This window comes from Streptomyces sp. NPDC034043 (genome assembly GCF_055575675.1).
The window spans coordinates 504423-527629 of sequence record NZ_JBVISF010000001.1 but is presented as its reverse complement, the minus strand read 5'-3'; the positions used below and the strand labels follow the sequence as shown (position 1 = coordinate 527629).

The following is a 23207-nucleotide window of genomic DNA, read 5'->3' as shown; positions in this document are numbered from 1 at the left end:
GCCCCTGTTCCGGCCCGTGTGCTCAGCCGCGCAGCCGCACGGGGAGGTCGTACAGGTCGTTCTGCGTGAGGACCGGCTTGTTGCGCAGTTCCTCGCGGGCGACGGCCAGCGTGAGGTCCGGGAAGCGGGCGTAGAGCGCAGGGAGGGCCACCAGGGCCTCCAGGCGGGACAGGGCCGCGCCGGGGCAGACGTGGGGGCCGTGGCCGAAGGCGATGTGCCGGTTGGGAGCGCGGGTGATGTCGAACTCGCCCGCGTTCTCGCCGTGCTGGGCCTCGTCGCGGCCGAGCGCGCCGAAGGAGACGATCAGCCCCTCGCCCTTCGGCAGGACCCGGTCGCCGACCTCGATGTCCTCGGTGGCGAACCGGATGAGGACGTGCGAGGTGGGGGTGGACCAGCGCAGGGTCTCCTCGACGACGTTCTCCCAGGGGACCTCCCCCTTGAGGACGAGGGCCCGCTGCTCGGGGTGGGTCTCCAGGGCGACGACGGCGTTGACGATCAGGCTGATGGTGGTCTCGTGTCCGGCGGCGACCATCAGCTGGAGGGTGTTGGTGATCTCCTCGGTGCTGAGGCGGTCGCCGTCCTCGGAGGCGGCGATCAGCGCGCTGGTGAGGTCGTCGCCGGGATTGGCCCGCTTGGACTCCACGATCCGGGAGAAGAGCGCGCCGAGGTCCGCCATCATCTGGGGGACCTCCCCGGGGAGGGTCTGCGTGGAGAAGAACTTCTCGAAGAGCGCCTTCAGGCGCGGGTGTTCGGCGGCGTCGACGCCCATCAGCTCGCTGATGACGTTCATCGGCAGCGGGTAGGCGAAGTGCGCCTTCAGGTCGACCGTCCCGTCGTCCGCGAGGGCCTCCAGCCGGTCGAGCGAACTGGCCGTGAGGGCCTCGATGCCGGCGCGCAGCTTCTCCACCCGGCGGGCGGTCAGGGCCTGGGCCACGAGCGTACGCAGCCGGCGGTGCTCGTCGCCGTCGACGGTCAGCATGGAGCGGCCGGGGTTGGCCAGGCCTATGAGCGGCCAGTCGAGGGGGATCTCGCCGCGCTGCCAGGCCCCCCACACGTTGATGTCCTTCACGACCCGGGGGTCGGTGAGGAGCTTGCGCGCCTCGGCGTGGTGCGTGACGGCGTACACGGCGACGCCGCCGGGGAGGACGACGCGGGCCAGCGGGCCTGCGGCGCGCAGCGCGGCGCTCTCGGCGTCGAGGTCGGCCACGAAGGGGTCGAGGGTGAGGGGGGCGGGGCCGGTGTGGTCGATCGGGCAGGTCACGGGGTGGCTCCAAGAGCGGGGGTCGGGGTGTAGGTCACGGGGAGGGCGGTGAGGCCGCGCAGCCAGGGCGAGGGCCGCCGGGTGAGTCCGGCGGCGGGCTCGGCGAGGTCGACGTCCGGGAGCCGGTCGAGGAGGACCTCGATGCCGGTGCGGGCGATGGCCTCGGCGACCTCCTGCGCCGGGAAGGGGCAGCGGTGCTCGCCGTGGCCGAAGGAGAAGAAGGCGTTGTTGCCGCCGGTGAGGGCGCCCGCGTCGGTGCGTACGTGGGGGTCCGCGTTGGCGGCGGCCAGGCCGAGCAGGACCAGGTCGCCGCTGCCGATGCGGCGGCCGCCGAGGTGGGTGTCGCGGGTGGTCCAGCGGCCGGCGACGTTCTGGGTCGGGGTGTCCTCCCAGAGCACCTCGTTCATGGCCTCGCCGACGCTGTGCCGGCCGCCCGCCAGGGAGGCGGCGAAGCGGTCGTCGGTGAGCATCAGGCGCAGCGAGTTGCCGATCCAGTCGGCGGTGGGCTGGTGGCCGGCGGCCATCATCACCATCAGGTCCTGGGCGATCTCGTCGACGGTGAACCCCGCGGTGTTGGCCAGCATCCGGGAGGCCACGTCGGGGCCGGGGGCGGCGGCCTTCGCCGCGAGCAGCGCGTACATGGACTCGCCGAGGTGGCGCTGGCCCGCCAGGGCGCCCTCCCGGCCGTTGATCATGTCGTTCATGGCGGTGACGAGGCCCGGACCCTGCTCGTCGGAGAACCCGTAGATGCGGGCGAGGACGCGCAGGGGCAGGAGCATGGCGTACTCGCCGACGATGTCGCACCGCCCCTTGCCGCACAGCCCGTCGATGAGCTCGTCGGCGAAGCGCTCGGCGTGGCCCCTGAGTTCGAAGGGGTCGACGGATTCCAGCGCGTCGGAGATGACGGCGGCGCGCTCGCGGTGGCGTTCGCCGACGGTGTAGAGGATGGACGGCTGCTTGCGTCCGATCATCGGGAGCAGCGGCCAGTCGGCCGGGATGCGGTCCCACTGGTTCCACAGGTCGGAGTCGCGGGAGAAGAGCTGCGGGTCGCTGGTGACCTGGTGCAGTTCGCGGTAGCCGAGGACCAGCCAGGCCGGGACGTCGCCGTCGAGGACGACCGGGGCGACGGGGCCGTGGTCGCGGCGCATCTCCCGGTACAGCTCGGCGGGGTCGCTCTGGAAGCGGGGGCCGCCCAGGTAGACGGGCTGTGGCTCGGGGGTGGTCACGGGGTGGGCTCCGGGAGGGTGTGCGGGACGACGGCCGGCTGGTCGGGCCGGTGGCTGTGGCGGTGCTGGAGGTGCTCGACGAGGGAGATCAGCACCTGCTTGCTGGATGCGCGGGAGCGGGCGTCGCAGAACAGCAGGGGCACCTCGGCCGGGAGGTCGAGCGCGGTGCGGATCTGCTCGGCGGTGTGGGCCGGTCCGCCGAAGTCGTTGCAGGCGACGACGAAGGGCGTGCCGTGGTGTTCGAGGCGGTCGATGGCGTACCAGGAGTCCGCGAGGCGGCGGGTGTCGACGAGGACGACCGCGCCGAGGGTGCCGGAGAAGAGCCGGTCCCACAGGAACCAGAACCGCTCCTGGCCGGGGGCGCCGAAGAGGTAGAGCACGTTGTGGGCGTCGAGGGTGATGCGGCCGAAGTCGAAGGCGACGGTGGTGGCGGTCTTGGCGCCCACGCCGTCGGTGTCGTCGACGGCCTCGCCCGCCTTGGTCATCGTCTCCTCGGTGTTCAGCGGGCGGATCTCGCTGACCGAGCGGACCATGGTGGTCTTGCCCACGCCGAAGCCGCCCACGATCACGATCTTGAGGCCGTTGTCGGCGGTGCTGCTGAGGGCCTGCCGGGGTTCGGCCCGGTCAGATGTTGCGGAGTCCAACGAGCACCTGCTCCAGGATGTCGGGGTCGGGAAGGCGGTACGTCGTGAGGCGCGGGTGCCGCGCGCTGATCCGCCCGGCCGCGAGGAGGTCGGCGAGGAGGATCCGTACGATCGAGACGGGCAGGCCCAGTTCGGCCGCCACCTCCACCACGGCCGTCGGGAAGCGGCACATCCGCAGGATCGCCGCGTGCTCGGACTGGATGCCGGGGACCGGGTCGCACTCGGCGACGATCAGGGTCACGAGGTCGAAGGCGTCGCTGCCGGAGCTGCTGCGGCCGCCGGTGAGGGTGTAGAGCCGGTCCGGGGAGTCGTCCCGGCCCGGCCTGACGCGGCTCATCCCCGGGGCCTGGCGATCAGATGCTCGCTCAGCTGCTCCACCAGCTCGGACATGTTGTGCCCGACGAGGCCGGCGTCGGCGTCCTCGGCGGCGACGAGCGCGAGGTGCGCGCCCTCGCCGGCCTCGACGATGAAGAGGATCCCGCCGTAGAACTCGGCCATGGCGGAGCGAACTCCTCCGGTGCCGTCGCCGAACTCGATGGACGCCCCGTGGGACAGGCTCTGGATGCCGGCGGCGATCGCGGCGAGCTGGTCGGCCTGGTCGACGGACAGCTCGGGGGTGCGGCACAGCTTGAGGCCGTCGCGGGAGAGCACGAGGGCGTGCCGGGCGCCGGGGGTGCGCTCCAGGAGCCCTTCCAGGAGCCAGCTGAGCGTCTCGTCGGTGGTGGAGCCGGTCATGGGGTGTCGTTGCCTTCCGGGTGCGGGGGGTTCGTGGGCTGCTGCTGCGCCGGGGCCGCGGTGCCGCGTACGGCCTGGCGGAAGCTGCCGAAGCGGGCGGCGGACCGGGACGCGCCGCCGGGGGCGGCCTGGGTGCGGGCCGCCGCACCCGTGGCGTCGGCCCCGTCGGGGTGGGCGGCGGCCAGGGTCCGGCCGCGCCGCCGCTGGGGCAGTCCGCTCTCGCCGAGCACCGGGTTGCGGCCGGTGGTTTCGGACTCGGCGGAGTCTACGGGGGTGCCGCGGGCGGGTTCCGCCCCGGTCCGCGGGGCCGGCGCGGGGCCGGCGGGCTCGGGCTCGGTGCGCCGGGCCGGTACGGGGGCCGCCAGGGCGGCGGGCTCGGGGGCCGCGAGGAGGGCCGGGGCGGGCACCGGTTCGGCCGGCGCGTGGCTGATCAGTTCCTCGGGGATCATCATCAGGGCGCCGGTGCCGCCGCGCGCGGAGGGGCGGAAGGATACGGTCAGCCCGTGCTTGCGGGCGAGGCGGCCGACGACGGCGAGGCCGAGGCGGGTGCCGGAGAGGCCGGCGAGGTCCGGGGAGCCGGCGGACACGGCCTGTTCGGCGCGGCGCAGCTGGACCTCGCTCATGACGAGTCCGCTGTCCTCGACGGTGATGATGACCCCGGCCGGCACCTCCTCCACGTAGACGTGGACCTCGGCGGTCGGCGGCGAGAAGTTCGCCGCGTTGTCGAGGAGTTCCGCGAGGGCGTGCATGACGCCCTCGGCGGCGTGCCCGGCGACGGCGGCCTCGCTGGTGGAGTGCAGCCGGATCCGCTGGTAGCCGCCGATGCGGCCCATGGCGCCGCGCAGGATGGACTCCATGACGATGGGCCTGGCCCAGCGGCGGCCGGAGCGGGCTCCGGTGAGGACGGCGATGGAGTCGGCGAGGCGGCCGGCCTGGGCGGTGCGGTGGTCGAGGTGGAGCAGGTCGCCGAGGACCGCCTCGTCGGCGTGCCTGTGCTCCATGTCCCGCAGGTCGGCCAGCATTCCGGTGGCGAGCGCCTGCATCCGGCCGGCCGCGTTGGCGGCGGCGGCCATGGCGGCGGCGCGGCCCGACTGGGCGCGGCGCAGTTCGTCGCCGAGCCGCTCCCGGGTGGCGAGCTGGGCGGCGGTGATCCGGTCCAGTTCGAGGGCGTGGGCGGCGTTGATCCGGTCCAGTTCGGCGGCGTGGGCGGTGGTGAGGTGGAGTTGTTCGGCGGCGTGGGCCGCCGTCAGGTGTTCCACCTCGGCGGCGTGGGCCGTCGTGAGCCGGGTGCGTTCGGCGGTGCGGGCCGCCGCGTCGCGGGCCCCGTCGGCCGTCAGCCGGGCGATGTGGGCGTCACGGGCGGAGAGTTCGCCGGCGAGGTGGGAGAGCCGGCCGCGCAGCTGCCGGGCGGTGCGCGCCCACCAGGTGACGGCACAGGCGGCGACGGCGAGCAGCAGTGAGCCGGAGAAGGAGAACCAGGCGAGCGGGACTTGGACGGCCGACGGGGCCGCGGCCACCGCCGCCGTGGAGAGAGCTCCCGCGGCCGCTGCTGTGATCAGCAGGGCGAGCGCGGAGGGGCGGAGGGGGGTGGGCGACGCCGTCATCAATCAAAGCCTCAAACCGGGCGTAAATGGAAGAGAGGGTTCCTGTGGCAACGAGCCACAACTATAAGAGGATTGGTGATCGTTTAGGAAAGGTCTTGACAAACATTACGTTGAGTAGTGCCCAGTTAGGATCCTTCTGGAGCGGTTTCGGGGCTATGCCGTGGCATCCTGTGACGTCACCACTCGCCGGACGGAATCGGCGGACGTCCGGAAAACGGGGAAGGTCCATGAGGCTCTGCTTCCTGGTGGAGGAGCACTACCGCCACGACGGCATGCCCAACGAGGTCGTCCGGCAACTGACCGCCTGGGGCCACCAGGTGGACGTCGTCCGGCCGGGCGGCTCCCTGCTGCGCATGGACGGCCTGGTCCGGGCCGGTGCGCACGACGCCTGGGTGCTCAAGACGGTGTCCGGCGGGCCGGGGCTCACCCTGCTGGAAGCCGCTGCCGCCGCCGGGACCACCACCGTCAACGACGCCCGCTCGATCCGCGGGGTACGGGACAAGGCCCTGGCCGCCGCGCTCGGCAGCGCCCGGGGCCTGCCGATGCCGCCCACCTACGCCCTCGCCCGGCCGGAACTCCTGGCAGGCCTGCCGGACTCCGCGTACCCGCTGGTGGTCAAGCCCGCCGACGGCAGCTCCGGCCGGGGCGTGCACCTGCTAGCGTCGCCGGACCGGCTCGCCGGCCTGCTGCCCGAGCTCGCGGGCGAGGGGATGCTCATCGCGCAGCCCTACGTCCCGAACTCCGGCACCGACCTCAAGGTGTACTGCGTCGGCGGGGAGTCGTACGCCACCGAGCGCCGCTCACCGCTGCACCCGGACGCCCCCGTCCGCGAGCGCCGGGTGCGGCTGCCGGCCGAGGTGGCGCGGATCGCCGCCCGGGTGGGTGAGGTGTACGGGCTGGACCTGTACGGGGTCGACGTGCTGCTGGGTCCCGACGGGCCGGTCGTGGTCGACGTGAACGACTTCCCGAGTTTCCGCCAGGTGCCGGACGCGGCCGCGCGGGTCGCGCGCGCCGTGCTGGACCTGGCCCGCTCGGGCGGCGCCCGCCCGGCCGCCGTGCCCCGCCCGCCCGTGCGGCCGTACGCCCGGCCGGTGGCCGTGCCCGCGCAGGCGGCGGCGGGGGACGGCGCGTGAGGGTCGGTCTGATCACCCCGGACGCCGGGCACCCCCTGCTGGCGGCCACCGCCGCCCTGCTCGCGCCGGAGCACGAAGTGCGGGTACTGGACCCGGAGGCCGGGGCGGCCGCCGCGGCCGGGGCACGGGCCGACGTGTACCTGCTGAAGGCGCGGACCCCCGTGGCCCTGACCCTGGCGCGGGAACTGGAGCGGCGCGGGGCGCCCGTACTGAACTCGGCGGCCGCCACCGGGCGCTGCCAGGACCGCACCGGCATGGCCGAGCTGGCCCGGCGGGCCGGACTCCCCTTCGCCGCCACGCGCACCTTCGGCTCGCTCGCGGAGCCCGGGGCCTGCGAGCAGCCCTCCTGGCCCGTGGTGGTCAAGAGCCGGCACAGCCGCAAGCACGACCTCGTCGCCCGCGTCGACGGCCCGGCGGGGCTGCGCGAACTGGCCGCCGCGGGCTGGGAACGGGAGCCCGTCGTGGTGCAGCCGTTCACCCCCAACAGCGGCTGGGACCACAAGCTGTGGGTGATAGGCGACCGGGTCTTCACCGGCCTGCGGCGATCCGAACTGGCCACCGGACCCGAGGAGCCGGGCCGGTCCCCCGGCCGGCTGCCCGGCCCAGTGGACGAACTGGCCCTGCGGGTCGGCGCGGTCTTCGCGCTGGACGTCTACGGCGTGGACGTCATCACCACGGCCGACGGCGAACCCCTCATCGTCGACGTCAACGCCTTCCCCGGCGTCCGGGGCCAGGCCGGCGCCCCCGAAGCCCTCGCCGCCCTGGCCCTGCGCCGGGCCCGGTAGCCCGCGCGGGCGGGCCGGGGCGCGTCCGGGTGGCGGACCCGGCGGGCGATGTGCGTAGACTCGCCTGCGGCGCGACCCATGACGACGAGGATTCCATGAACCCCGCCGACGAAGACCCGCAACAGCTGGACCCGGCCAGTCTCCACAACGCGAGGACGACACTCGTCCAGCTCCTGGGCCGGGCGGGGGTTCCCTCCGACGCCGCCGACGAGCTGATCGGGCTCGTCGAGGCCGGAGTACTCGCCGCCGCCCACCGGGAGATCGCCGCGACCGCCGCGACCATCCCCGGGGAAAAGGGCGAACGCTACGCAGCGGGCCGGCTCGACGGCGCCCGCGCCCTCACCGACGCACTCGGCGACATCGCCGAACGAGCCCTGGCCCGGGCCGTCGGCGCCGGCGCGTCGGAAGCCTCGCGGGACGCCCGTACGCCCGTCCGGAGGATGGAAGTGGAACGGGCGAAGGTGGCGGTGACCCCCCTCTACCTGTCCTTCAGCACCGCCTCCGACCTCGATCCGGAAGTCTCCGAGCAGGTGCTCACCGCCGTCCTCGCGACCATGAGCCCCCGGCGGCGGGCCGCATACGCGGGACGCCTCACGCGGTTCACCGACGACCACCGCGCCCGCCTGCGAGGGCTGTACGCCCGGTACGGACCCGGCAGCACCATCGCGCTCCACGGCCGCTACTCCCTGCTGCACTCCCCCACCAGCATCGCCGTGCTGGAGCGGCTCGACGCGGCGCCCACGGCGTTGCGGGAGGAATGGGACGCCGCCGAGCTGCCGCCCTCCTGGCTCGACGGCCTCACCACCACCTGGGCCCCGGCTCCCGCTGACGGCTCCTGAGGGATCCCGTAAAGCCCGGCCGCGGTCGGGATCGGCATCGCCCGCATCCACGGCCCTTAAGCGAGGAACTCCGCCACGGCGCCGCCGAAGGCGGCCGGGTCGTCGAGCTACGGGAAGTGGCCGGCTCCGGGCTGGACGGTGAGCCGGGCGTCCGGGAACAGTCCGGCGTACGCGGCCATCGCGCGCGGCGGGGCCGCCAGGTCGGCCTCGCCGGCGAGCAGCAGTACCGGTGCGGCCAGCCCGGCGAGTGCCTCGCGGGTGGCGTCCGGGTCGAAGGCGCCCTCGGCTCCGTACGCGGCGGCGGCCTCGTGGTTCTTCTGCCCGGCCTCGGCGGCCCGGTGGGCGCGGGCCGCCCCGTCCCAGCGGCCGTACCAGAAGGGGGCGACGGCCTCCATGGTGTCCGCCGTGGCCCGGCCCGCGACGAGTTCCTCCAGCGCCGCGTAGGCCGGTGCGAACCAGGGCTCCGCGGCGCGCAGCCGGGCGGCCTCCAGCCGGCCGTCCCCGGCGACGGGGATGCCGACGGCGAAGACGCTGGGGGTGACCAGCAGGAGCCGGCCGACGCGTCCGGGGTGGCGGGCGGCGTACAGGGCGGCCAGGTTGGCGCCGGCGGAGTGCGCCAGCAGGTCCACCGTCTCCAGGCCGAGGTGTTCGCGCAGGGCCTCCACGTCGTCGACGAGCCGGTCGCAGCGGTAGCCGGCGGGGTCCTCGCAGGCCTCCGAGCCGCCGGTGCCGCGCAGGTCGAGCCGGACGAGGCGGCGGTGCGGGAGGAGGCCGTCCAGGCCGGAGAGGTAGGCGGAGTCCTGCATGGGGCCGCCGGGGAGGCAGATCAGCGGGGTGCCCCCGCCGCTGGTGTGGCAGGCGAGGCGGGTTCCGTCGTACGCGGGGAAGGTGATCACCGTCGGGACGGTGTCAGGCGCCTTCGGGCAGGTCAAGCGGATTCCCGGGGCCGGGCGAGCGGGACGGGCGGCGCCCGCGCACGGCCAGGAACACGGCTGCGGCCGTCGCCGCCCCCAGCACGCCGCCCACCGTCAGCAGCCAGACGGGGATCCCGCCCGCCGTGAGGAGTTCGTCGCGGTAGACGGCCCGCCGGTAGGGGGTGTCCTTGGCGGTGGCGCGCAGTTCGTGGTCCCCGTCGATGCGGGAGGGGTCGGGGAACCGCTGGTCGATCGCGGTCAGGAACACCGGCTTGCCGCCGGTCAGCTCGCCCAGGGCGCCGTTCGGCGCGACGGTCCCGGCGAAGGTCACCTCGGGGCCGGCGCCGCCGATCGCCGAGCCGGGCTCCATCCGGTGGTCGGCGAGGACGTAGAGGGCGAGGGACTGCGGGGTGCGGGCCAGCCGGGACAGCCGCATCGGGTACACCAGGCGGGTGCTGTCGAAGCGGATGCGCAGCGGTTCGAGTTCGCCGCGCAGGGTCCGGCCGGGCTCGCGGGGGGCGAGGCGGACGGCGACGTACTCCCACTTCTGGTCGACGTACGGCTTCAGTTCGGCGGCGAGCCGCTCGGGCAGTTCGAAGCCGTTGTCCTCCAGCCAGGTGCGCAGGGCCCCGGGGTCGGTCGCGGTCAGCCGGGCCACGTCGAAGTCGCCGAGCCGCTCGCGGCCGACCACGCCGACCGGGCTGCCGGCTCCGGGCAGGGCGGCGGCCGAGGCGTCCCCGCGGCCTGAGGAGAAGGGCCAGTCCCGCTCGCGCGGCCAGAAGTACGTGCGGGTCCTGCGCTCGGGCCTGGTGAGCTCGGTCAGCTGCCGGAAGAGGGCCGGGTCGCCGAGCTCCACGGTGGCCCGGCCGGGGACCGGCATGATCCAGGCCGCGCGGCGGGCGTCGCCGCCGACGGTGAAGCGCATCACGATCTCTTCCGTCCGGCCGTCCCAGCGCACGACGGAACTCTCCCGGTCGACCCCGATCCGGGAGGCGCCGTCGGGCACCATCGCCCCGCAGCCGCACGCGTGGGCGGGGCTGACCAGCGATCCGATCTGGGTCGCGAGCAGGGCGAACAGCAGCGCCAGGATCCTTCTCTTCATCCACACGGGCTCTCAGACGTGGCCGGCCGCCGGCCGGTTCCGCCTCTCGTCGCGGCCGGCCCGGCCGGCCCGCGGTCGGCCTGCTCGACCGGGCCGGGGCCCGCTTACATACTTGGGCCCCATGAGAGGGAAGGAACAGCCGCTCGGCAGCCCGCTGGTGCCCGACGGCGTACGGGAGACCATCGCGCGGTACGACTGGGAGTTGTTCGTCTGCGGCTGCGGCCGCTCGGCGGGGCATCTCGCGGGCACCCTGTGGGACGCGGCCGAGGGGCACCCGGCGGCCTACCACGCGCTGGAGGGGCACGTCTTCGCCCGCTCGCGGCTGTGGCCCCCCGCCCCGGCGGCCTGTGCGGTGCTGATGGCCGTCTGGTCGGCCGGCCCGCCCCGGCTGGCGACCCGCGAGGCCCTGCTGTGGACGCTGCTGGCGCTGCTGAACTCCGAGGACGACGGGACCCCGTACGAGGCGGGGCTCTACGGCCAGTGCGCCGCGCACGTCCGGGCCGGCCTGCCGCTGCTGCGCGGCGGCCGGGCGGGGCGGCCCGGTTCGGTGTCGGCGGCCTACGCCGACGGCATCGCGGACCTCATCGCGCTGTGCGCCTGAGGCCGTCGGCGGGGCCGGGCAGGCCGGTGGTCTCGCGGACCGCCTCGTCGACGGCTCCGGGCAGCCAGTCACGGGTGTGGCGGAAGGTGAAGCCGAGACGGGTGGCGCGGGTGTTGTCGAGGGCGTAGGCCCGGTCGAAGGAGAAGGGGGAGGCCTCCTCCCCCGCGCCCACGATCTGGTGGCGGGCCGGCCGTCCGAGCCGGGCGGCCACCAGGCCGGTGAGGGCCGTGACGTCGAGCGGGCCGTGGGAGGCCGCGTTGACCGGCCCGGTGAAGGACCCGGCGGCCGCCCAGGCCAGGAACTCCGCGATCTCCCGGTGGTGGACGAAGGAGGTCTCGTACGCGTCCCCGTGGACGGCGACCGGCAGCCCGTCGGCGATCCGCCCGGCGTAGTGCGCCAGCCGTCCCGTGAAGTCGGCCCGGCCCCCGCCCAGTACGTGCGCGGAGCGGACGCTGACGTACGGGAAGGCCGCGTCCCGCAGGAACACCGCCTCGGCCCGCCGCTTCCCCTCGGCGTAGCCGGGGAGACCGGCCGGGAGGTCCAGCGGGTCGAACGCGTCCTCCGCCACCGGGCGGACGGCGGCCCCGGCCCGGTCGGCCGGGGGCGGGGTGCGGAAGGTCGCGGGGTCGTACACCTCCATCGTCGAGGTCATCACATAGCGCCCGGCCCGTCCGCCGCCGAAGACGCGGCGGGCGACGGCCGCCTGGTGCGGGGTGTAGCAGACCTGGTCGAGTACCACGTCGAAGGCGCGCGCCGCGAGCGCCGCGCGCAGGGCCTGCTCGTCGTCGCGGTCGGCGAGCAGGTGGGCGGTGCCGGGCGGAGGGGCGCAGGAGCCGCGGTTGAGGACGCTGACCGCGCTGCCCGCGTCGCGGAGCCGGGTGACCAGATGTCTGCCGAAGTAGCGGCTGCCGCCGATGACCAGAACCTTTTCCATGCCCCCGACTCTGCCGCTGTAGGGTCCCCGGCAGAACCGATGACCCGCTGAACGGACCGTAAGGAAAACTGTTGATCGATGTGCACCGGCTGCGCGTCCTGAGGGCCGTCGCGGAACACGGCAGCTTCAACCGCGCCGCCTCCGCCCTGCGGCTGACGCCCTCGGCCGTCTCCCAGCACATCGCCTCGCTGGAGCGCGGCCTCGGCCACCCGGTGGCGGTGCGCAGCACGCGCGGGGTCACCCTCACCGAGGCGGGGCGGCTGCTGGTGGAGACGGCCGAGACGATCACCGCCGAGCTGGACCAGGTCCGCGCCCGGATCGACCGGCTCGCCGCCGGCCGGCCCCGGCTGACGCTCGCCACCTTCACCAGCGGCGGCCGGCACCTGCTGCCCCGCGCCCTGCCGGAGTTCGTGGCCGCCCATCCGGAGGTGGAGCTGACGGTGCTGGAGGCCGAGCCGGAGGCCTCGCTGGCGATGGTGCGCGGCGGGGCGGCGGACCTGGCGCTGGCGTACGCCTTCGACGGGCCGCTGCCGTCCTCGGGACCGGTGCCGTCCGCCGCGCGGCTGGAGTGGCTGCCGCTGCTGGAGGACCCGCTGTACGCGGTCCTGCCGCGCGGCCACCGGCTGGCGGGGCGGGACCGGCTCGAGCCGGCGGAGCTGGCCGGGGACCGCTGGGTGCTGGGCTGCCTCAAGACGGAGGCCTTCCTGCGCCGGTACGCGGACCGGGCCGGGTTCGAGCTGCGGGTCGCCGCCTCCACCACCGACTACTTCTTCGCGCAGACCCTGGTCGGCGCGGGCGTCGGCGTCACCCTGATCCCGCACGTCTCCCTGGCCCCGCCCGAGGGTTCGGCGGTGGTGCCCCTGGCGCCGCCCCGCCCCGCCCGCCAGATCGGCGTCGCCGTCCCGCGGCGCCCCCATCCGCAGCCGTACGCCGCCTCGCTGACGGAGGCCCTGCGGCGTGCGGCGGGGCCCTGGGAGGGCCCGGCCCGGTGAACCCCGGCGTCGGCGCGGCTTTCGGGCCCCGTGATGCGGGCGCCGTACGGGCCGGGTGCGTGCGCCGGTCCGGAAGTCCGGACAGGTGCCGGTCCCGCGTAGGAAGATGCCCCTGTTCCCGTCGTCGGCGACGGGCTGGCGCCGAAGGGGGATTGGCGTGGTGGAGCACCTTTTCCGGGACGGGCGCTGGGCGCTGTGGCTGGTCTGCGGCTGCTACCTGGTGGTGGTGTACATCACCAGCCGGGGTCTGATCGCCGCTCCCCGGTACCGGCTGCTCCAGGCCCGCATCCACGACTGCCGGGCCCGCGTCGACGTGTGCGCGGCCGGGCCGGCGGGCCCGTCCGCCGCCCTCAAGGCGGTCACCGACCGGCTGGACCGGCTGGAGAGGAACGGCCAGGTGGCCTGGCGCCTGCTCCCCGGGCGCTGGGCGGTCGCCATCCCGCTCTCCAAACTCGCTTCCGCCTGGCGGGTGCTGCACGAGGCCGAGAGCCAGCTGCTGCGCCTGGAGGGCGCCGAGGAGATCACCGTACGCAGCCGCGTCCTGCGGCTGCGCCTGGCCTCGGACCAGGACCCGGCGAACGACTCCCTCGTCGCGGAGCTCGCCGCGCGCGCGGGCGACCCGCCGGCCGAACGGGCCCTGCTGATCGCCGTCACCGAGCAGCTGTCCTGGCAGGAGGACGGCGATTTCGAGCGGGAGTACGAGCTCCAGCGGATCGCCCTGTGGCTGGCCCTGACCGGCCTCGGCGCGGTACTGCTGGTCGGCCTGGTGCTCGACCACCGTCTGTCGCTGCTCCTCGGGGGGCTGGGCGGGTTCCTGTCGCCGCTGATCGGCGTGATGCGCGCACAGCGCCCCGCCTCCTGGGGCGTTCTGGTGCTGGCACCGGTCGGCGGCGCGCTGGCCGCGCCCGGTGGCCTGCTGCTGGTCCGGATGCTCGCCGACCCCGAGCTGAACCTCCTGGGCCAGGTGTTCCTGGACAACTCCTGGGGTGCGCCCGCCCGGCCGATCTCCCTGGCCATCGCCCTCCTGTTCGGCTTCTCGGGCACCCTGTTCTCCCGTCTCGCCCTCGCGGCCACCGGCCAGCTGATGCCGGTGGCGGGCCGCGGCGCCGCCCGGGCCGCCGTCCCGCCCCAGCAGCGCCCGGCCGCCGGGCAGTCCGCGTCGAGGCCGGTCCCGTAGGCCGCGCACCGGGGGCGAGGGCCGGGCGACGGTGCCGGGTCCGGTGTGCCGGCCGCGACCGGCCCCGTTCCGCGAGCCGGGACCACCGCTCGGGCCCGGTCGCGGCGGAAGGGCCCGGCGCCGCAGCGGCCCCGTGCCGTACGTGCGGCCCGGACCACCGGCGCGGCCGTCCGGCCCACGGCGTGACCCCGGAGGAGACGGTCTACAGCCGGCGCAGGCGGCGTTGGGCGGACGCCGCCGCGTGACGGGCCTCGCGGGCCGCCCGCTCGGCCTGGCGGTGGCCGGCCTCCGCCTCGGCCACCGCCTCGTACGCCAGGTCGCGCGCGGCCCGCGCCTGCTCGGTCTCCTCCTGCAGCCGCGCGACCACGGCGTCGGCCTCCGCCGCGCGGGCCACGGCGTGCTGCCGGGCCTGCTCGGCCATCCGCAGCTCCTCCTCGCGGGCGGAGGCGGCCCACGCCGCGTCCTCGGCGGCGGCCCGGGCCGCGTCGATCCGGGCCGCGCGGGCGCGGTCGACGGGCTCGGCGGCGGTTCCGGCTTCGGTACCGGCGGCGGTGTCCGGCGCGGCGGGCTCCGACGCCCCCGGTTCCGGCGCCCCCGGCTCCCGCGCCCCGGCTCCCGGCACCGCGGACGGCAGCGCCGCGCCCGGGTCGACCGCCGGGAACTCCGACACCGGCGCGGGGGCCCGTACGAGCCGCCCCGAGGCCCACGTCGCGGCCGCGACGGGGTCCGCGAGGACGGCGCGCAGGATCTGCTCCAGCTCCCGTACCACGGTCTCGGAAACCGGGGTCCCCGCCTCCTCGGCCAGCCGTGCGGCTTCCCGCGCCAGGGCACCGATCACCACGTGCTGCTGGTGCGACAGGTCCCGCAGCCGCTCCCCGTCCAGGGAACGGTGCGCCGCGCGCAGGGTCTGCCCGAGCTGGAGGAACTGCTCGGTCTCGTCGGGTTTCGCGCGGACCAGCGTGTTGGACGCCCAGGCCGCGAGCGTCGGCCGCCGCAGTGCCGCGATCCGCTTGGCCGCCGCCGGGTCCCCGGCCTCCTTCACGCGTGCCGCGGCCGCGTCCCGCGCCGCCGTGAACCCGGCGGGGTGCGGCCGGTACAGCGCGTCGACGATCTCGTCCAGATCCATTTCCGCATCGGCATCCACGCGCCCCACTGTCCGTCATGGCCGGCCGCCGGGGGCGTGCGCGCCCCACCGCCACGCGGGTGATTGACGCCGGGGCGCCGGTTCCCGCCCCCGGCCCCGCGCGACGGCCTCCGGGCCCGGGTACGAGTGCGGCTGCCGCCGGTCAGCGGTCCGGCCCGGCCGGCTCGACGACCCGGCCGTCACGCAACTCGACGACGTGGTCGGCGAGTTCCATCAGCTGCGGATCGTGGGTGGCGACCAGGGCCGTGACGCCCTCGCTGCGGACCACGGCGCGCAGCAGCCGCATGATGGAACGGCCGGTCTCGGAGTCCAGCTGGCCGGTGGGCTCGTCGGCGATGATCAGGGCGGGTTCGTTGGCCAGGGCGCGGGCGAGTGCGACGCGCTGCTGCTGACCGCCGGAGAGTTCCCCGGGGCGCTGTTCGGCGTGTTCGGCGAGGCCGACCAGGGCCAGCAGGGTGCGGACGCGTTCCTCGCGCCGCTGTGCCGGCACCTTGCGCATGCGCATCGGGACGCCGACGTTCTCGGCGGCGGTGAGGACCGGGATCAGCCCGAACGACTGGAACACGAAGCCGATCCGGTCGCGGCGCAGCGCGAGCAGGCCGCTCTCGTCCAGGGTGGACAGGTCGGTCCCGTCGATTTCGACGGTGCCCCCGCTCGGGGTGTCGAGGCCGCCCACCAGGTTGAGCAGGGTGGTCTTGCCCGAGCCCGACCGGCCCTTGAGCGCGGTGAGTTCGCCGCGCCGCGCCTCGAACGAGACGCCGCGCAGGGCGTGTACGGCGTTCGTCCCGCCACCGAAGCTCTTGCGCAGGTCGCGCACCGCCATCATGGGCGGGGCGGTGGACGCGGTGGCGGGGGTGGCCCCGGTGTCCTGTCGGTGTGGTCGCTGCGTCATGGTGGGCTCCCCCTCGGCCAGGCACTGTCCTACCTTCGCGTCCGAATTTGCTCATCTGTCACATCAATCACGCAAGTCGCTTCCTCTTATGGGCCGAATCTGACAGCATCGTCCGCTATCCGGTGCCCTTGGTCCGGTTCGGGGGAAGGAACAGGCACATGATCGGCTTTGTCGTGCGCCGGTTGCGCGGCCGACTGCCGCTCGCCGCCGCCGTGTTGCTCACCGCGCTCATCACCACGACCACGCTGACCGCGCTGCTGGCCTTCACCCGCGGGGTGGGGGAATCCGGCCTCCGGCAGGCACTGACCGGCCCGGCCGGCAGGTCGAGCACCGCCGTCGTCCTCACCGGAGACCACGCGACGGCCGCCCGGTCCGGTGACGACGCCGCCGTACGGAGCTTCGCGGACACCCTGTTCGCCGGCGTGCCCGTCGGCATCGAGAGCGTGGCGCGCAGCCGTTCGTACGGACTGCCCGGCCCCAGCGCCCCCGGCCGGGAACCCGACCTGACCCTCCTCGCCGCCCTCGGCCGCGACCGCGTACGGCTCCTCGCGGGCCAGTGGCCCGAGCCGGTCGCGGACCGCCCCGGGCGTGTCCCGGTGGCCGCGCCCGAGGCCGCGCTGAACCGGCTCGGGCTGACCGCCCGGGCGCTGCCGGCCGAGGTGCGGCTGGAGGACCGCTACGGCGGGGCGCCGCTGAACGTCGTCGTCACCGGCGTCTACCGGGCGGCCGAACCGGATTCGCCGTACTGGCGGCTCGATCCCCTCGGCGGACGCGAGGTGCAGGTCGCCTCCTTCACCAGCTACGGCCCCCTGCTCGTCGACGACTCCGCCTTCACCGGCGGCGCCCTGGTGCAGAACAGCCGCGCCACGCTGCTGACCCCCGATTTCCGCGCCGCCCGGGCCGCCGACCTCGACCGCCTGCGTCCCCTGGCGCCGGAGACCGGCACCAAGGGCCCCGCCGGCCTCGTCGTCACCACGGATCTGCGGGACTTCACCGCCGCGCTGGAGACGGGACAGCGGGTGGCCCGCTCCACCCTGCTGGTCGGGGCGCTCCAGCTGGCCGTGCTCGCCGGCGCCGCCCTGCTGCTGGTCGCCCACCTGCTGACGGACCGCCAGGAACCCGAGCGCGTCCTGCTCACCGCGCGCGGCGCCTCCCGCCGCCGGCTCGGGGCGCTGTCGGCGGCCGAGGCGCTGCTGCTCGCCCTGCCCTCGGCGGTCCTGGCCCCGCTGCTCACCCCGCCGCTGCTGCGGCTGGCGGGCCGGTACGGGCCGCTGGCCGAGGCCCCCGTCGCGACCGGCGGGGCATGGCTGCTGTGGCCGGCCGCGGCGGGCTGCGCGCTCGCGTGCGTCCTGCTGACCTCCCTGCCCGCCGTGCTGCGAGGGGCCGCGGCCGCGGTACTGCAGCGGGCCGGGCACCGTGCGGCCGTGGTGTCGGGAGCGGCGCGTTCCGGCCTGGACCTCGCCACGGTGGCGCTGGCCGTCCTCGCGTACCGCCGGCTCGACCGCTACAGCGGCGCCGGTACCGGGCCGGGCGGCGCACTCGGCGTCGACCCCGTCCTGGTGGCCGCGCCCACCCTGGCGCTGTGCGCGGGCACGCTGCTCGTGCTGCGGCTGCTCCCGTTCGCGGCGCGGCTCGGCGGCCGGATCGCCGCCCGGGGCCGCGGGCTCGGCCCGGCGCTCGTGGGCTGGCAGCTCGCGCGGCGCCCCGGTCGGGCCACCGGACCGGTACTGCTGCTGGTGCTCTCGGTGTCCAGCGGGGTCCTCGCCCTCGGCCAGCACACCGCCTGGTCCGCCTCGCAGCGCGACCAGGCGGAGTTCGCCACCGCCGGGGGGCTGCGCGTCACCGGCAGCGACCTGCCCGCCCCCGGCCGGGCCGGCCGGTACGCGTCACTGCCGGGCGGCGACCGGGCGATCCCGGTGGTGCGCTCCCCCCACGGCCTGCCGGGCGGCGCCGACGGGGAACTGCTCGCGCTGGACGCCGCCGCCGTCGCCCGGCGGGTGCCGCTGCGGGCCGACCTGCGGGACGGGCGCCCCATGGCGGAACTGTTCGCCCCGCTGGCGGCCGGAACCCCGGGCGGCGCCGGCATCGTGCTGCCGGGCCGGCCGCGGCGGATCGACCTCGACGTGTCGGTCCGGGCCTTCGGCGCGAGCGGCGGCGCCCGGCTGGGGGTGCTGCTGCGCGACCGGTTCGGGCTGACCTACCGGGCGCCGGTCCAGGCGCTGCCGGACACCGGCGAGGGCACCCTCTCCGTGGACGTCGCGGCGCTGACGGGGGCCCCGCTCGGGGCTGCCGCCGAACCCCTGTCCCTCGCGGGGCTCGCCGTGTCGTACGGCTCCGAGAACGGCTGGTCCAGCCGGCCGGACGCCGGGTCGCCGGTCGACGCGGAGGTGGCGCTGCTCCGGGTCGCGGTCACGGAGACGGCGGGCGGCCCGGCCGTCCCCGTCCGGGCCGCCGCGCCCGCCTGGAACCTGGTGGCCCCGGCGGCGGACGGGAACCTGGCCGCCCGGCTGCTGCCGGCCGACGGGGCGCTGCTGCGGCTGCGGTACTCGGGTGCCGCCGTGGGGAGTCACGCCCTCAGCCTCACCACCGGCGGGCCGGCCGCCGCAGAGCTGCCGGGCATCGCCACCCGCGCCTACCTCACCGCCGTCGGGGCCCGGGTCGGTGACCGCATCACGGTGCTGCTGGGCTCGGCCACCGTCCCCGTACGGATCACCGCCGCCGTCGGAGCCCTGCCCGCGTCCGGCGACCGGGCGGTGGCCGTCGACGTCGGCGCCGCCGGCCGGCTGCTCGCCGCGACCGACGGACGGGCCCTGCCCGGCGCCGACGAGTGGTGGCTGCCCGCGGCCTCCGCCTCGGACCCCGCGCCCGCGCGGGCCGCCGCCGAACTGCGCGCGGGCGCCGGCTCGCACCGGGTGCTGCTGCGCGAGGAGGTGGCCGCCGGGCTGCTGGACGACCCGCTGAGCGCCGGCCCGCGCCTCGCGCTGGCCGCCCTCGCCCTGTCCTGCGCGGTGCTGGCCGCCGTCGGTTTCGCCGCCGCCGCGGCGGCCGCCGCACGGCAGCGGGCCCGGGAGTCCGCGATCCTCCTGGCCCTCGGGGCGCCCCGGCGGGGCCTGGCCCGGGCGGCCTCCGCCGAGGGCCTGGTCCTCGTCGCGCTCGGGACCGGGGTGGGGCTGGCGGTGGGCACGGCCATCGTGCACCTGACGGTGCCGCTGATGGTGCTCACCCCCGCCGCGCGGCGCCCGGTACCGCCGGTCCTGGCCGACCTCCCGGGCCTGCGGACCCTGCTGCTGGCCGCCGCCATCGCGGCGGTGCCGCTGCTGTCGGCGCTGGTCGGCGGCCGCGGCGACCGCACGTCCCGGGGCGCCGCCGCCCGCCTGCGCCACGTGGAGGAGATATGACCGGCCCGACCGCCGACCCCCGGACCGCCGCGCCCGGGCGGGGCGGCGGGGCCGGCTGGGTGCGGACCCGGCTGCGCGCCGCTCCGCTGGCCACGCTGCTGTCGGCCGTCCTGGTCCTCGTCTCCGTCCTGCTGGCCACCGCGCTGCCGCGCGCCCTCGACCGGGGCGCCGACCAGGCCCTGCACGCCTACCTGGCCGAGCAGGGCCCGGCCGCGACCAGCCTGGTCGCCACCGCGCAGACCGCGCGGAGCGGGGACCTCCCGGCCTCCCTGGACTCCTCGCTGGCCGCACTGCGCGCCGCCGTCGGCCCGGGTTACCGCCTGGCGGACTCCGGCCCCGTCTACGGGGTGCGCGCGAAGGACTCGCGCTCCCTGACGGGCCCCGGGCTCGCCCGCCCCTCGGACATCGCGCCCAACCTGGGCCTGCTGCACCTGCCGCAGATCGCCTCTCACAGCCGGCTCGTCGAGGGGCGCTGGCCGTCCGGCGGCGGCGAGGGGACCGTCCCGGTCGCCCTGTCCAAGAGCGCCGCCGACAGCATCGGCGCCAAGGTGGGATCGGTGCTGGAGGGCTCCTCGGGCATCGCCTCGCCGATGAGCATCGAGGTCGTCGGCCTGTTCACGCCGAACGACCCGGGCGGCGTCTACTGGAGCGACACCGCCACCACCTGCCTCCTGCAGGCCTGTCTCACATGGGACCAGAAGCAGGAGAAGTCCTGGTGGGAGGCGTCCGCCCTGGTCGGCCCCGAGGGGATCGGCCGGCTGGCGGGCTGGGGCACCCGCGCGACGGACTTCTGGCGGCTGCCCGTGGACACCGGCGCGCTGCGCGCCGACCGGCAGTCCGAGGCGGCCGAGCAGATCGCCTCGTACGTGGCGGGTCCCACCGCCAACCGGCTGATCACCGAGACCGGCCACCCCGACATACGGATCACCTCCGAACTGCCGAAACTGCTCGCCGCCGCCGAGGCCCGCCGGCAGGCCGCCGCGCCGCTCGCCGCGATCGGGCCGGCCGGGGTGGCGGGCGTCGCCCTCGTGGTGTTCTGCCTGGCCGCCGGGCTCACCGGTGACCGGCGGGAGGCCGAGCTGGCCCTGCTGCTCGCCCGGGGCGGCTCCCGCACGGGTGTCCTGCGCCGGCTGCTGGGCGAGGGGGCCGTCACCGTGCTGCCCGCCGCCGTGCTCGCCGCGGGCCTCGGGGTCGTGCTGCTGCCGACCCCCCGGCCGGCGCCCGGCCTGCTCTCGGCCGGGGCCGTCACGCTCGCGGCCCTGCTGGCCTTTCCGGTACGCGCCCTCGTGCTGCTGTCGGGCCCGCGCGCGGCCGCACCGCGGCGCAGGCTGGTGGCGGAGCTGCTGGTGCTGGCCGCCACCGCCGCCGCCGTGGCCGAGGTCCGCCGGCGCGGGGTCGCCCCGGCCGGGGCCGGGCTGGACCCGCTGCTCGTCGCCGCGCCGCTGCTGCTGGCGCTGTGCGGGGGGCTGCTGCTGGCCCGGATCCAGCCGCCGCTGGCGCGGCTGGCGGCCCGGGCGGCGGGGCGCGGGCGCGGCCTGACCGGCTTCCTCGGGCTCGCGCGCGCCGCCCGGGGGAACGCGGGGGGCGCGCGTCCCTCCGTACTGCCCCTGATCGCGCTGCTGCTGGCGGTGACGACGGGCGGGTTCGGGTCGGCCGTACTGGCCTCCGTGGACGGGGCCCGCCTGCAGGCGGCGCGGGGCGATGTCGGGGGCGACGCCCATGTGTCGGCCCCGCCCCGTGAGCAGCTGACGCCGGAGTTCCTCCGGGCGGCGGACGCGCTGCCCGGGGTAGGGACCTCGCTCGGGGTGTGGACCGACCGGGACGCCCTCCTGATGTCCGAGGACCTGATCGGTACGCGGGTCAGGGCGGTGGTCGCCGACCCGGCGGCCTACGCGGCGCTGTCCGCGGCCGCGGGCCGGGGCCGCTTCGACCCGGCCGGACTGGCCGGGGGCGGCGGGGCGGACGCTCCCGTCCCGGTGCTGGTCAGCGGGAACCTCGCCGGGAAGGGCTCCGGGGGCGAGTTCCGGATCCGTGTCGCGGGCGGTGTGGAGCTGCGGGCGCGGCCGGTCGGCCTGGTCGAGGGGACCCCGGCGGAACCGTCCGTGGAGGCGGCGGTCGTCGTGATGCCGGCCGGGCCGGTCACCGCGCGGGTTCCCGAGGCGGCGCGCCCCAACCACTGGTTCGCCCTGGGCACGGTGGACGAGGAGCGGCTGCGGGAGCTGGTCCGCGCCCACGCCCCGGCGGCGGTCGCCGAGCGGACCTTCGTACGGACCAGCTCCGCGGTCTCGGCGAAATTCGCCGGCGACCCCCTGCAGAAGGCGGCCGGGCGGCTGTTCTGGACCTCCCTGGCCGCGGCGGCGGGCTTCGCCCTGCTGTCCGTGCTGCTGACCCTGGTACGGGCCGCCCCGGAGCGGGCCGCGCTGCTGGCCCGGCTGCGGACCATGGGCCTGCGGCCCCGGCAGGGGGTGGTGCTCCTGCTGACGGAGTCGCTGCCGCAGGTGCTGGTGGCCCCGCTGGGCGGCGCGCTGACGGCGGTCGCCGCGATCGCCCTGCTGGGCCCCTCGCTCGACCTGACGACGCTGGTCGGCGCGCCCGTGCCGGCCGGTCTGGGGCTCGGCCTGCGGCCGGTGCTCGCGCAGGCCCTGGGCCTGGCGGGGCTGGTGGCCGTGGCCGTGCTCGCGGAGGCGGCGGTGAACGGCCGGCGTCAGATCACCACCGAGTTGAGAGCGGGAGACCGACGTTGAACACCGAAGCGCCCACGTACGAGGAACTGCGGCGCCAGGCCCTGGCCGCCGCCGAGCCGCGCCGGCACGCGGCCGGGACCGCGATCGTCTGCGACCGCCTCGTCCGCATCTTCACCAGCGACGGCGTCGAGGTGCAGGCTCTGCAGGGGCTGGAGCTGACGGTGGCCCAGGGCGACCTGGTGGCCCTGGTCGGGGCCTCCGGCAGCGGCAAGTCCACCCTGCTGAACATCCTGGCGGGGCTGGACGTGCCGACGGCGGGCACCGCCACCGTCGGCGGCTACGACCTGCTGGAGATGTCCGCCCGCGACCGGCTGCGCTACCGCCGCGAGACGGTGGGTTTCGTCTGGCAGCAGACGGCCCGCAACCTGCTGCCGTTCCTGACGGCCGCTCAGAACATCGCGCTGCCCATGCAGTTGAGGGGCGGCGGTCGCGGGGCGCGGGCACGGCAGGCGGCCCGGGTCGCCGAGCTGCTGGACGCCCTGGAGATCGGCGGCCTCGGCGGCCGGCGCCCGGCCGAGCTGTCCGGCGGCCAGCAGCAGCGGGTGGCCATCGCCGTGGCCATGGCCAACGACCCGGCGGTGCTGCTCGCCGACGAGCCGACCGGCGAGCTGGACTCCGAGACGGGGGCCGCCGTCTTCGAGGCCTTCCGCACCGTGAACCGGGAGCTGGGCGCGACGGTGGTCATCGTGACCCACGACCCGATGGTGGCGGGCGAGGTCCGCCGTACCGTGGCGATCCGCGACGGCCGCACCAGCAGTGAGGTGCTGCGCCGCACGGTCACCGACGAGCACGGCACGGAGTCGGTCAGCGAACGCGAGTACGTGATGCTGGACCGCACCGGCCGGGTGCAGCTCCCCCAGAAGTTCCTGGAGGCACTGGGCATGGAGCACCGCGTCGCGGTCGACCTGGCCGCCGACCGCATCGAGGTCCGCCGCGACGACGCGGACGACCCCGCCGAGCCCGGCACCGGGCTGCGGGACGCCCTTTGAGCCCGGCGCGGCGGGTGGTCGAGAGGACGGCGTCCCGGCTCGCCGAGTGCCGTGCCGTCGGCTCCCGAGCCGCCCTCCTCGACCGTCACCGCC

At 76.3% G+C, this 23207-nt stretch carries 20 protein-coding genes; 9 read left to right on the top strand and 11 right to left on the bottom strand.

Annotated features, from left to right (window positions below; genetic code table 11):
* Positions 1-22: 22 nt before the first annotated feature.
* The 6 genes from ACZ51S_RS02790 to ACZ51S_RS02765 are packed head-to-tail and all read right to left on the bottom strand — an operon-like array spanning position 23 to position 5470.
* The gene (locus ACZ51S_RS02790; RefSeq protein ID WP_468801888.1) at positions 23-1261 is read right to left on the bottom strand and encodes a cytochrome P450 family protein; all 1239 of its coding nucleotides are present in this window, start codon (positions 1259-1261) and stop codon (positions 23-25) included.
* On the bottom strand, positions 1258-2487 hold the full coding sequence (locus ACZ51S_RS02785) for a cytochrome P450 (RefSeq protein WP_468477500.1): 1230 nt from the start codon (positions 2485-2487) through the stop codon (positions 1258-1260). Before ACZ51S_RS02785 ends, ACZ51S_RS02790 begins: the two co-directional genes overlap by 4 nt.
* Positions 2484-3131, bottom strand: coding sequence for a GTP-binding protein (locus ACZ51S_RS02780; protein WP_468477501.1), 648 nt, complete (start codon positions 3129-3131; stop codon positions 2484-2486). Before ACZ51S_RS02780 ends, ACZ51S_RS02785 begins: the two co-directional genes overlap by 4 nt.
* Positions 3112-3468: a DUF742 domain-containing protein gene (locus tag ACZ51S_RS02775; RefSeq protein WP_388936307.1), complete on the bottom strand. Its 357-nt coding sequence runs from the start codon at positions 3466-3468 to the stop codon at positions 3112-3114. Before ACZ51S_RS02775 ends, ACZ51S_RS02780 begins: the two co-directional genes overlap by 20 nt.
* Complete coding sequence (locus tag ACZ51S_RS02770; RefSeq protein ID WP_136214855.1) at positions 3465-3866, bottom strand: roadblock/LC7 domain-containing protein; 402 nt, start codon at positions 3864-3866, stop codon at positions 3465-3467. The genes ACZ51S_RS02775 and ACZ51S_RS02770 overlap by 4 nt, the downstream gene beginning before the upstream one ends.
* Positions 3863-5470: a sensor histidine kinase gene (locus ACZ51S_RS02765; protein ID WP_468801887.1), complete on the bottom strand. Its 1608-nt coding sequence runs from the start codon at positions 5468-5470 to the stop codon at positions 3863-3865. Before ACZ51S_RS02765 ends, ACZ51S_RS02770 begins: the two co-directional genes overlap by 4 nt.
* Before the next feature lie 227 nt (positions 5471-5697).
* Here ACZ51S_RS02765 and ACZ51S_RS02760 point away from each other — a divergent pair, with 227 nt between their 5' ends.
* The 3 genes from ACZ51S_RS02760 (at position 5698) to ACZ51S_RS02750 (ending at position 8227) form a co-directional block, all read left to right on the top strand.
* Positions 5698-6603 (top strand): ATP-grasp domain-containing protein, encoded by a 906-nt coding sequence (locus ACZ51S_RS02760; protein WP_468477503.1) that lies wholly within the window; start codon positions 5698-5700, stop codon positions 6601-6603.
* Positions 6600-7388 (top strand): ATP-grasp domain-containing protein, encoded by a 789-nt coding sequence (locus ACZ51S_RS02755; RefSeq protein ID WP_468801886.1) that lies wholly within the window; start codon positions 6600-6602, stop codon positions 7386-7388. Before ACZ51S_RS02760 ends, ACZ51S_RS02755 begins: the two co-directional genes overlap by 4 nt.
* Positions 7389-7483: 95 nt before the next feature.
* On the top strand, positions 7484-8227 hold the full coding sequence (locus tag ACZ51S_RS02750) for a hypothetical protein (RefSeq protein WP_468477505.1): 744 nt from the start codon (positions 7484-7486) through the stop codon (positions 8225-8227).
* Between the two features lie 107 nt (positions 8228-8334).
* Here ACZ51S_RS02750 and ACZ51S_RS02745 read toward each other — a convergent pair whose 3' ends face one another.
* Positions 8335-9123, bottom strand: coding sequence for an alpha/beta fold hydrolase (locus ACZ51S_RS02745; protein WP_468801885.1), 789 nt, complete (start codon positions 9121-9123; stop codon positions 8335-8337).
* 13 nt (positions 9124-9136) lie between these two features.
* Positions 9137-10243 carry a DUF2330 domain-containing protein gene (locus ACZ51S_RS02740; RefSeq protein WP_468477507.1) on the bottom strand — a complete coding sequence of 369 codons (1107 nt, stop codon included), beginning with the start codon at positions 10241-10243 and terminating at the stop codon, positions 9137-9139.
* A 121-nt stretch (positions 10244-10364) separates the two neighbouring features.
* On the opposite strand from ACZ51S_RS02740, the gene ACZ51S_RS02735 reads away from it, so the two are divergent.
* Positions 10365-10844 carry a hypothetical protein gene (locus ACZ51S_RS02735; protein ID WP_468477508.1) on the top strand — a complete coding sequence of 160 codons (480 nt, stop codon included), beginning with the start codon at positions 10365-10367 and terminating at the stop codon, positions 10842-10844.
* On the opposite strand, the gene ACZ51S_RS02730 is transcribed toward ACZ51S_RS02735, so the two are convergent.
* Positions 10825-11778: an NAD-dependent epimerase/dehydratase family protein gene (locus ACZ51S_RS02730; RefSeq protein WP_468801884.1), complete on the bottom strand. Its 954-nt coding sequence runs from the start codon at positions 11776-11778 to the stop codon at positions 10825-10827. The genes ACZ51S_RS02735 and ACZ51S_RS02730 overlap by 20 nt on opposite strands.
* A 71-nt stretch (positions 11779-11849) precedes the next feature.
* Here ACZ51S_RS02730 and ACZ51S_RS02725 point away from each other — a divergent pair, with 71 nt between their 5' ends.
* Positions 11850-12770 carry a LysR family transcriptional regulator gene (locus tag ACZ51S_RS02725; RefSeq protein WP_468477510.1) on the top strand — a complete coding sequence of 307 codons (921 nt, stop codon included), beginning with the start codon at positions 11850-11852 and terminating at the stop codon, positions 12768-12770.
* 157 nt (positions 12771-12927) lie between these two features.
* Positions 12928-13947: a hypothetical protein gene (locus ACZ51S_RS02720; protein WP_468477511.1), complete on the top strand. Its 1020-nt coding sequence runs from the start codon at positions 12928-12930 to the stop codon at positions 13945-13947.
* Between the two features lie 202 nt (positions 13948-14149).
* Here ACZ51S_RS02720 and ACZ51S_RS02715 read toward each other — a convergent pair whose 3' ends face one another.
* The gene (locus ACZ51S_RS02715) at positions 14150-15091 is read right to left on the bottom strand and encodes a hypothetical protein (protein WP_468477512.1); all 942 of its coding nucleotides are present in this window, start codon (positions 15089-15091) and stop codon (positions 14150-14152) included.
* A gap of 142 nt (positions 15092-15233) precedes the next feature.
* Positions 15234-15983, bottom strand: a complete 750-nt coding sequence (locus ACZ51S_RS02710) for an ABC transporter ATP-binding protein (protein WP_468477513.1) — start codon at positions 15981-15983, stop codon at positions 15234-15236.
* Positions 15984-16141: 158 nt separating this feature from the next.
* Here ACZ51S_RS02710 and ACZ51S_RS02705 point away from each other — a divergent pair, with 158 nt between their 5' ends.
* From ACZ51S_RS02705 to ACZ51S_RS02695, 3 genes are read left to right on the top strand one after another with little or no spacing between them, the layout of a single operon-like run.
* Positions 16142-19381: an FtsX-like permease family protein gene (locus tag ACZ51S_RS02705; protein WP_468959373.1), complete on the top strand. Its 3240-nt coding sequence runs from the start codon at positions 16142-16144 to the stop codon at positions 19379-19381.
* On the top strand, positions 19378-22125 hold the full coding sequence (locus tag ACZ51S_RS02700) for a hypothetical protein (protein WP_468959370.1): 2748 nt from the start codon (positions 19378-19380) through the stop codon (positions 22123-22125). The genes ACZ51S_RS02705 and ACZ51S_RS02700 overlap by 4 nt, the downstream gene beginning before the upstream one ends.
* Positions 22122-23114, top strand: a complete 993-nt coding sequence (locus tag ACZ51S_RS02695; protein WP_468477516.1) for an ABC transporter ATP-binding protein — start codon at positions 22122-22124, stop codon at positions 23112-23114. The genes ACZ51S_RS02700 and ACZ51S_RS02695 overlap by 4 nt, the downstream gene beginning before the upstream one ends.
* The last annotated feature ends 93 nt before the right edge of the window (positions 23115-23207 follow it).

Coding starts and splice junctions, on each gene's coding strand:
- ACZ51S_RS02770 (WP_136214855.1), bottom strand. CDS start 3,866: ATGACCGGCTCCACCACCGACGAGACGCTCAGCTGGCTCCTGGAAGGG.
- ACZ51S_RS02760 (WP_468477503.1), top strand. CDS start 5,698: ATGAGGCTCTGCTTCCTGGTGGAGGAGCACTACCGCCACGACGGCATG.
- ACZ51S_RS02730 (WP_468801884.1), bottom strand. CDS start 11,778: ATGGAAAAGGTTCTGGTCATCGGCGGCAGCCGCTACTTCGGCAGACAT.
- ACZ51S_RS02765 (WP_468801887.1), bottom strand. CDS start 5,470: ATGACGGCGTCGCCCACCCCCCTCCGCCCCTCCGCGCTCGCCCTGCTG.
- ACZ51S_RS02710 (WP_468477513.1), bottom strand. CDS start 15,983: ATGACGCAGCGACCACACCGACAGGACACCGGGGCCACCCCCGCCACC.
- ACZ51S_RS02775 (WP_388936307.1), bottom strand. CDS start 3,468: ATGAGCCGCGTCAGGCCGGGCCGGGACGACTCCCCGGACCGGCTCTAC.
- ACZ51S_RS02705 (WP_468959373.1), top strand. CDS start 16,142: ATGATCGGCTTTGTCGTGCGCCGGTTGCGCGGCCGACTGCCGCTCGCC.
- ACZ51S_RS02735 (WP_468477508.1), top strand. CDS start 10,365: ATGAGAGGGAAGGAACAGCCGCTCGGCAGCCCGCTGGTGCCCGACGGC.
- ACZ51S_RS02740 (WP_468477507.1), bottom strand. CDS start 10,243: ATGAAGAGAAGGATCCTGGCGCTGCTGTTCGCCCTGCTCGCGACCCAG.
- ACZ51S_RS02700 (WP_468959370.1), top strand. CDS start 19,378: ATGACCGGCCCGACCGCCGACCCCCGGACCGCCGCGCCCGGGCGGGGC.
- ACZ51S_RS02750 (WP_468477505.1), top strand. CDS start 7,484: ATGAACCCCGCCGACGAAGACCCGCAACAGCTGGACCCGGCCAGTCTC.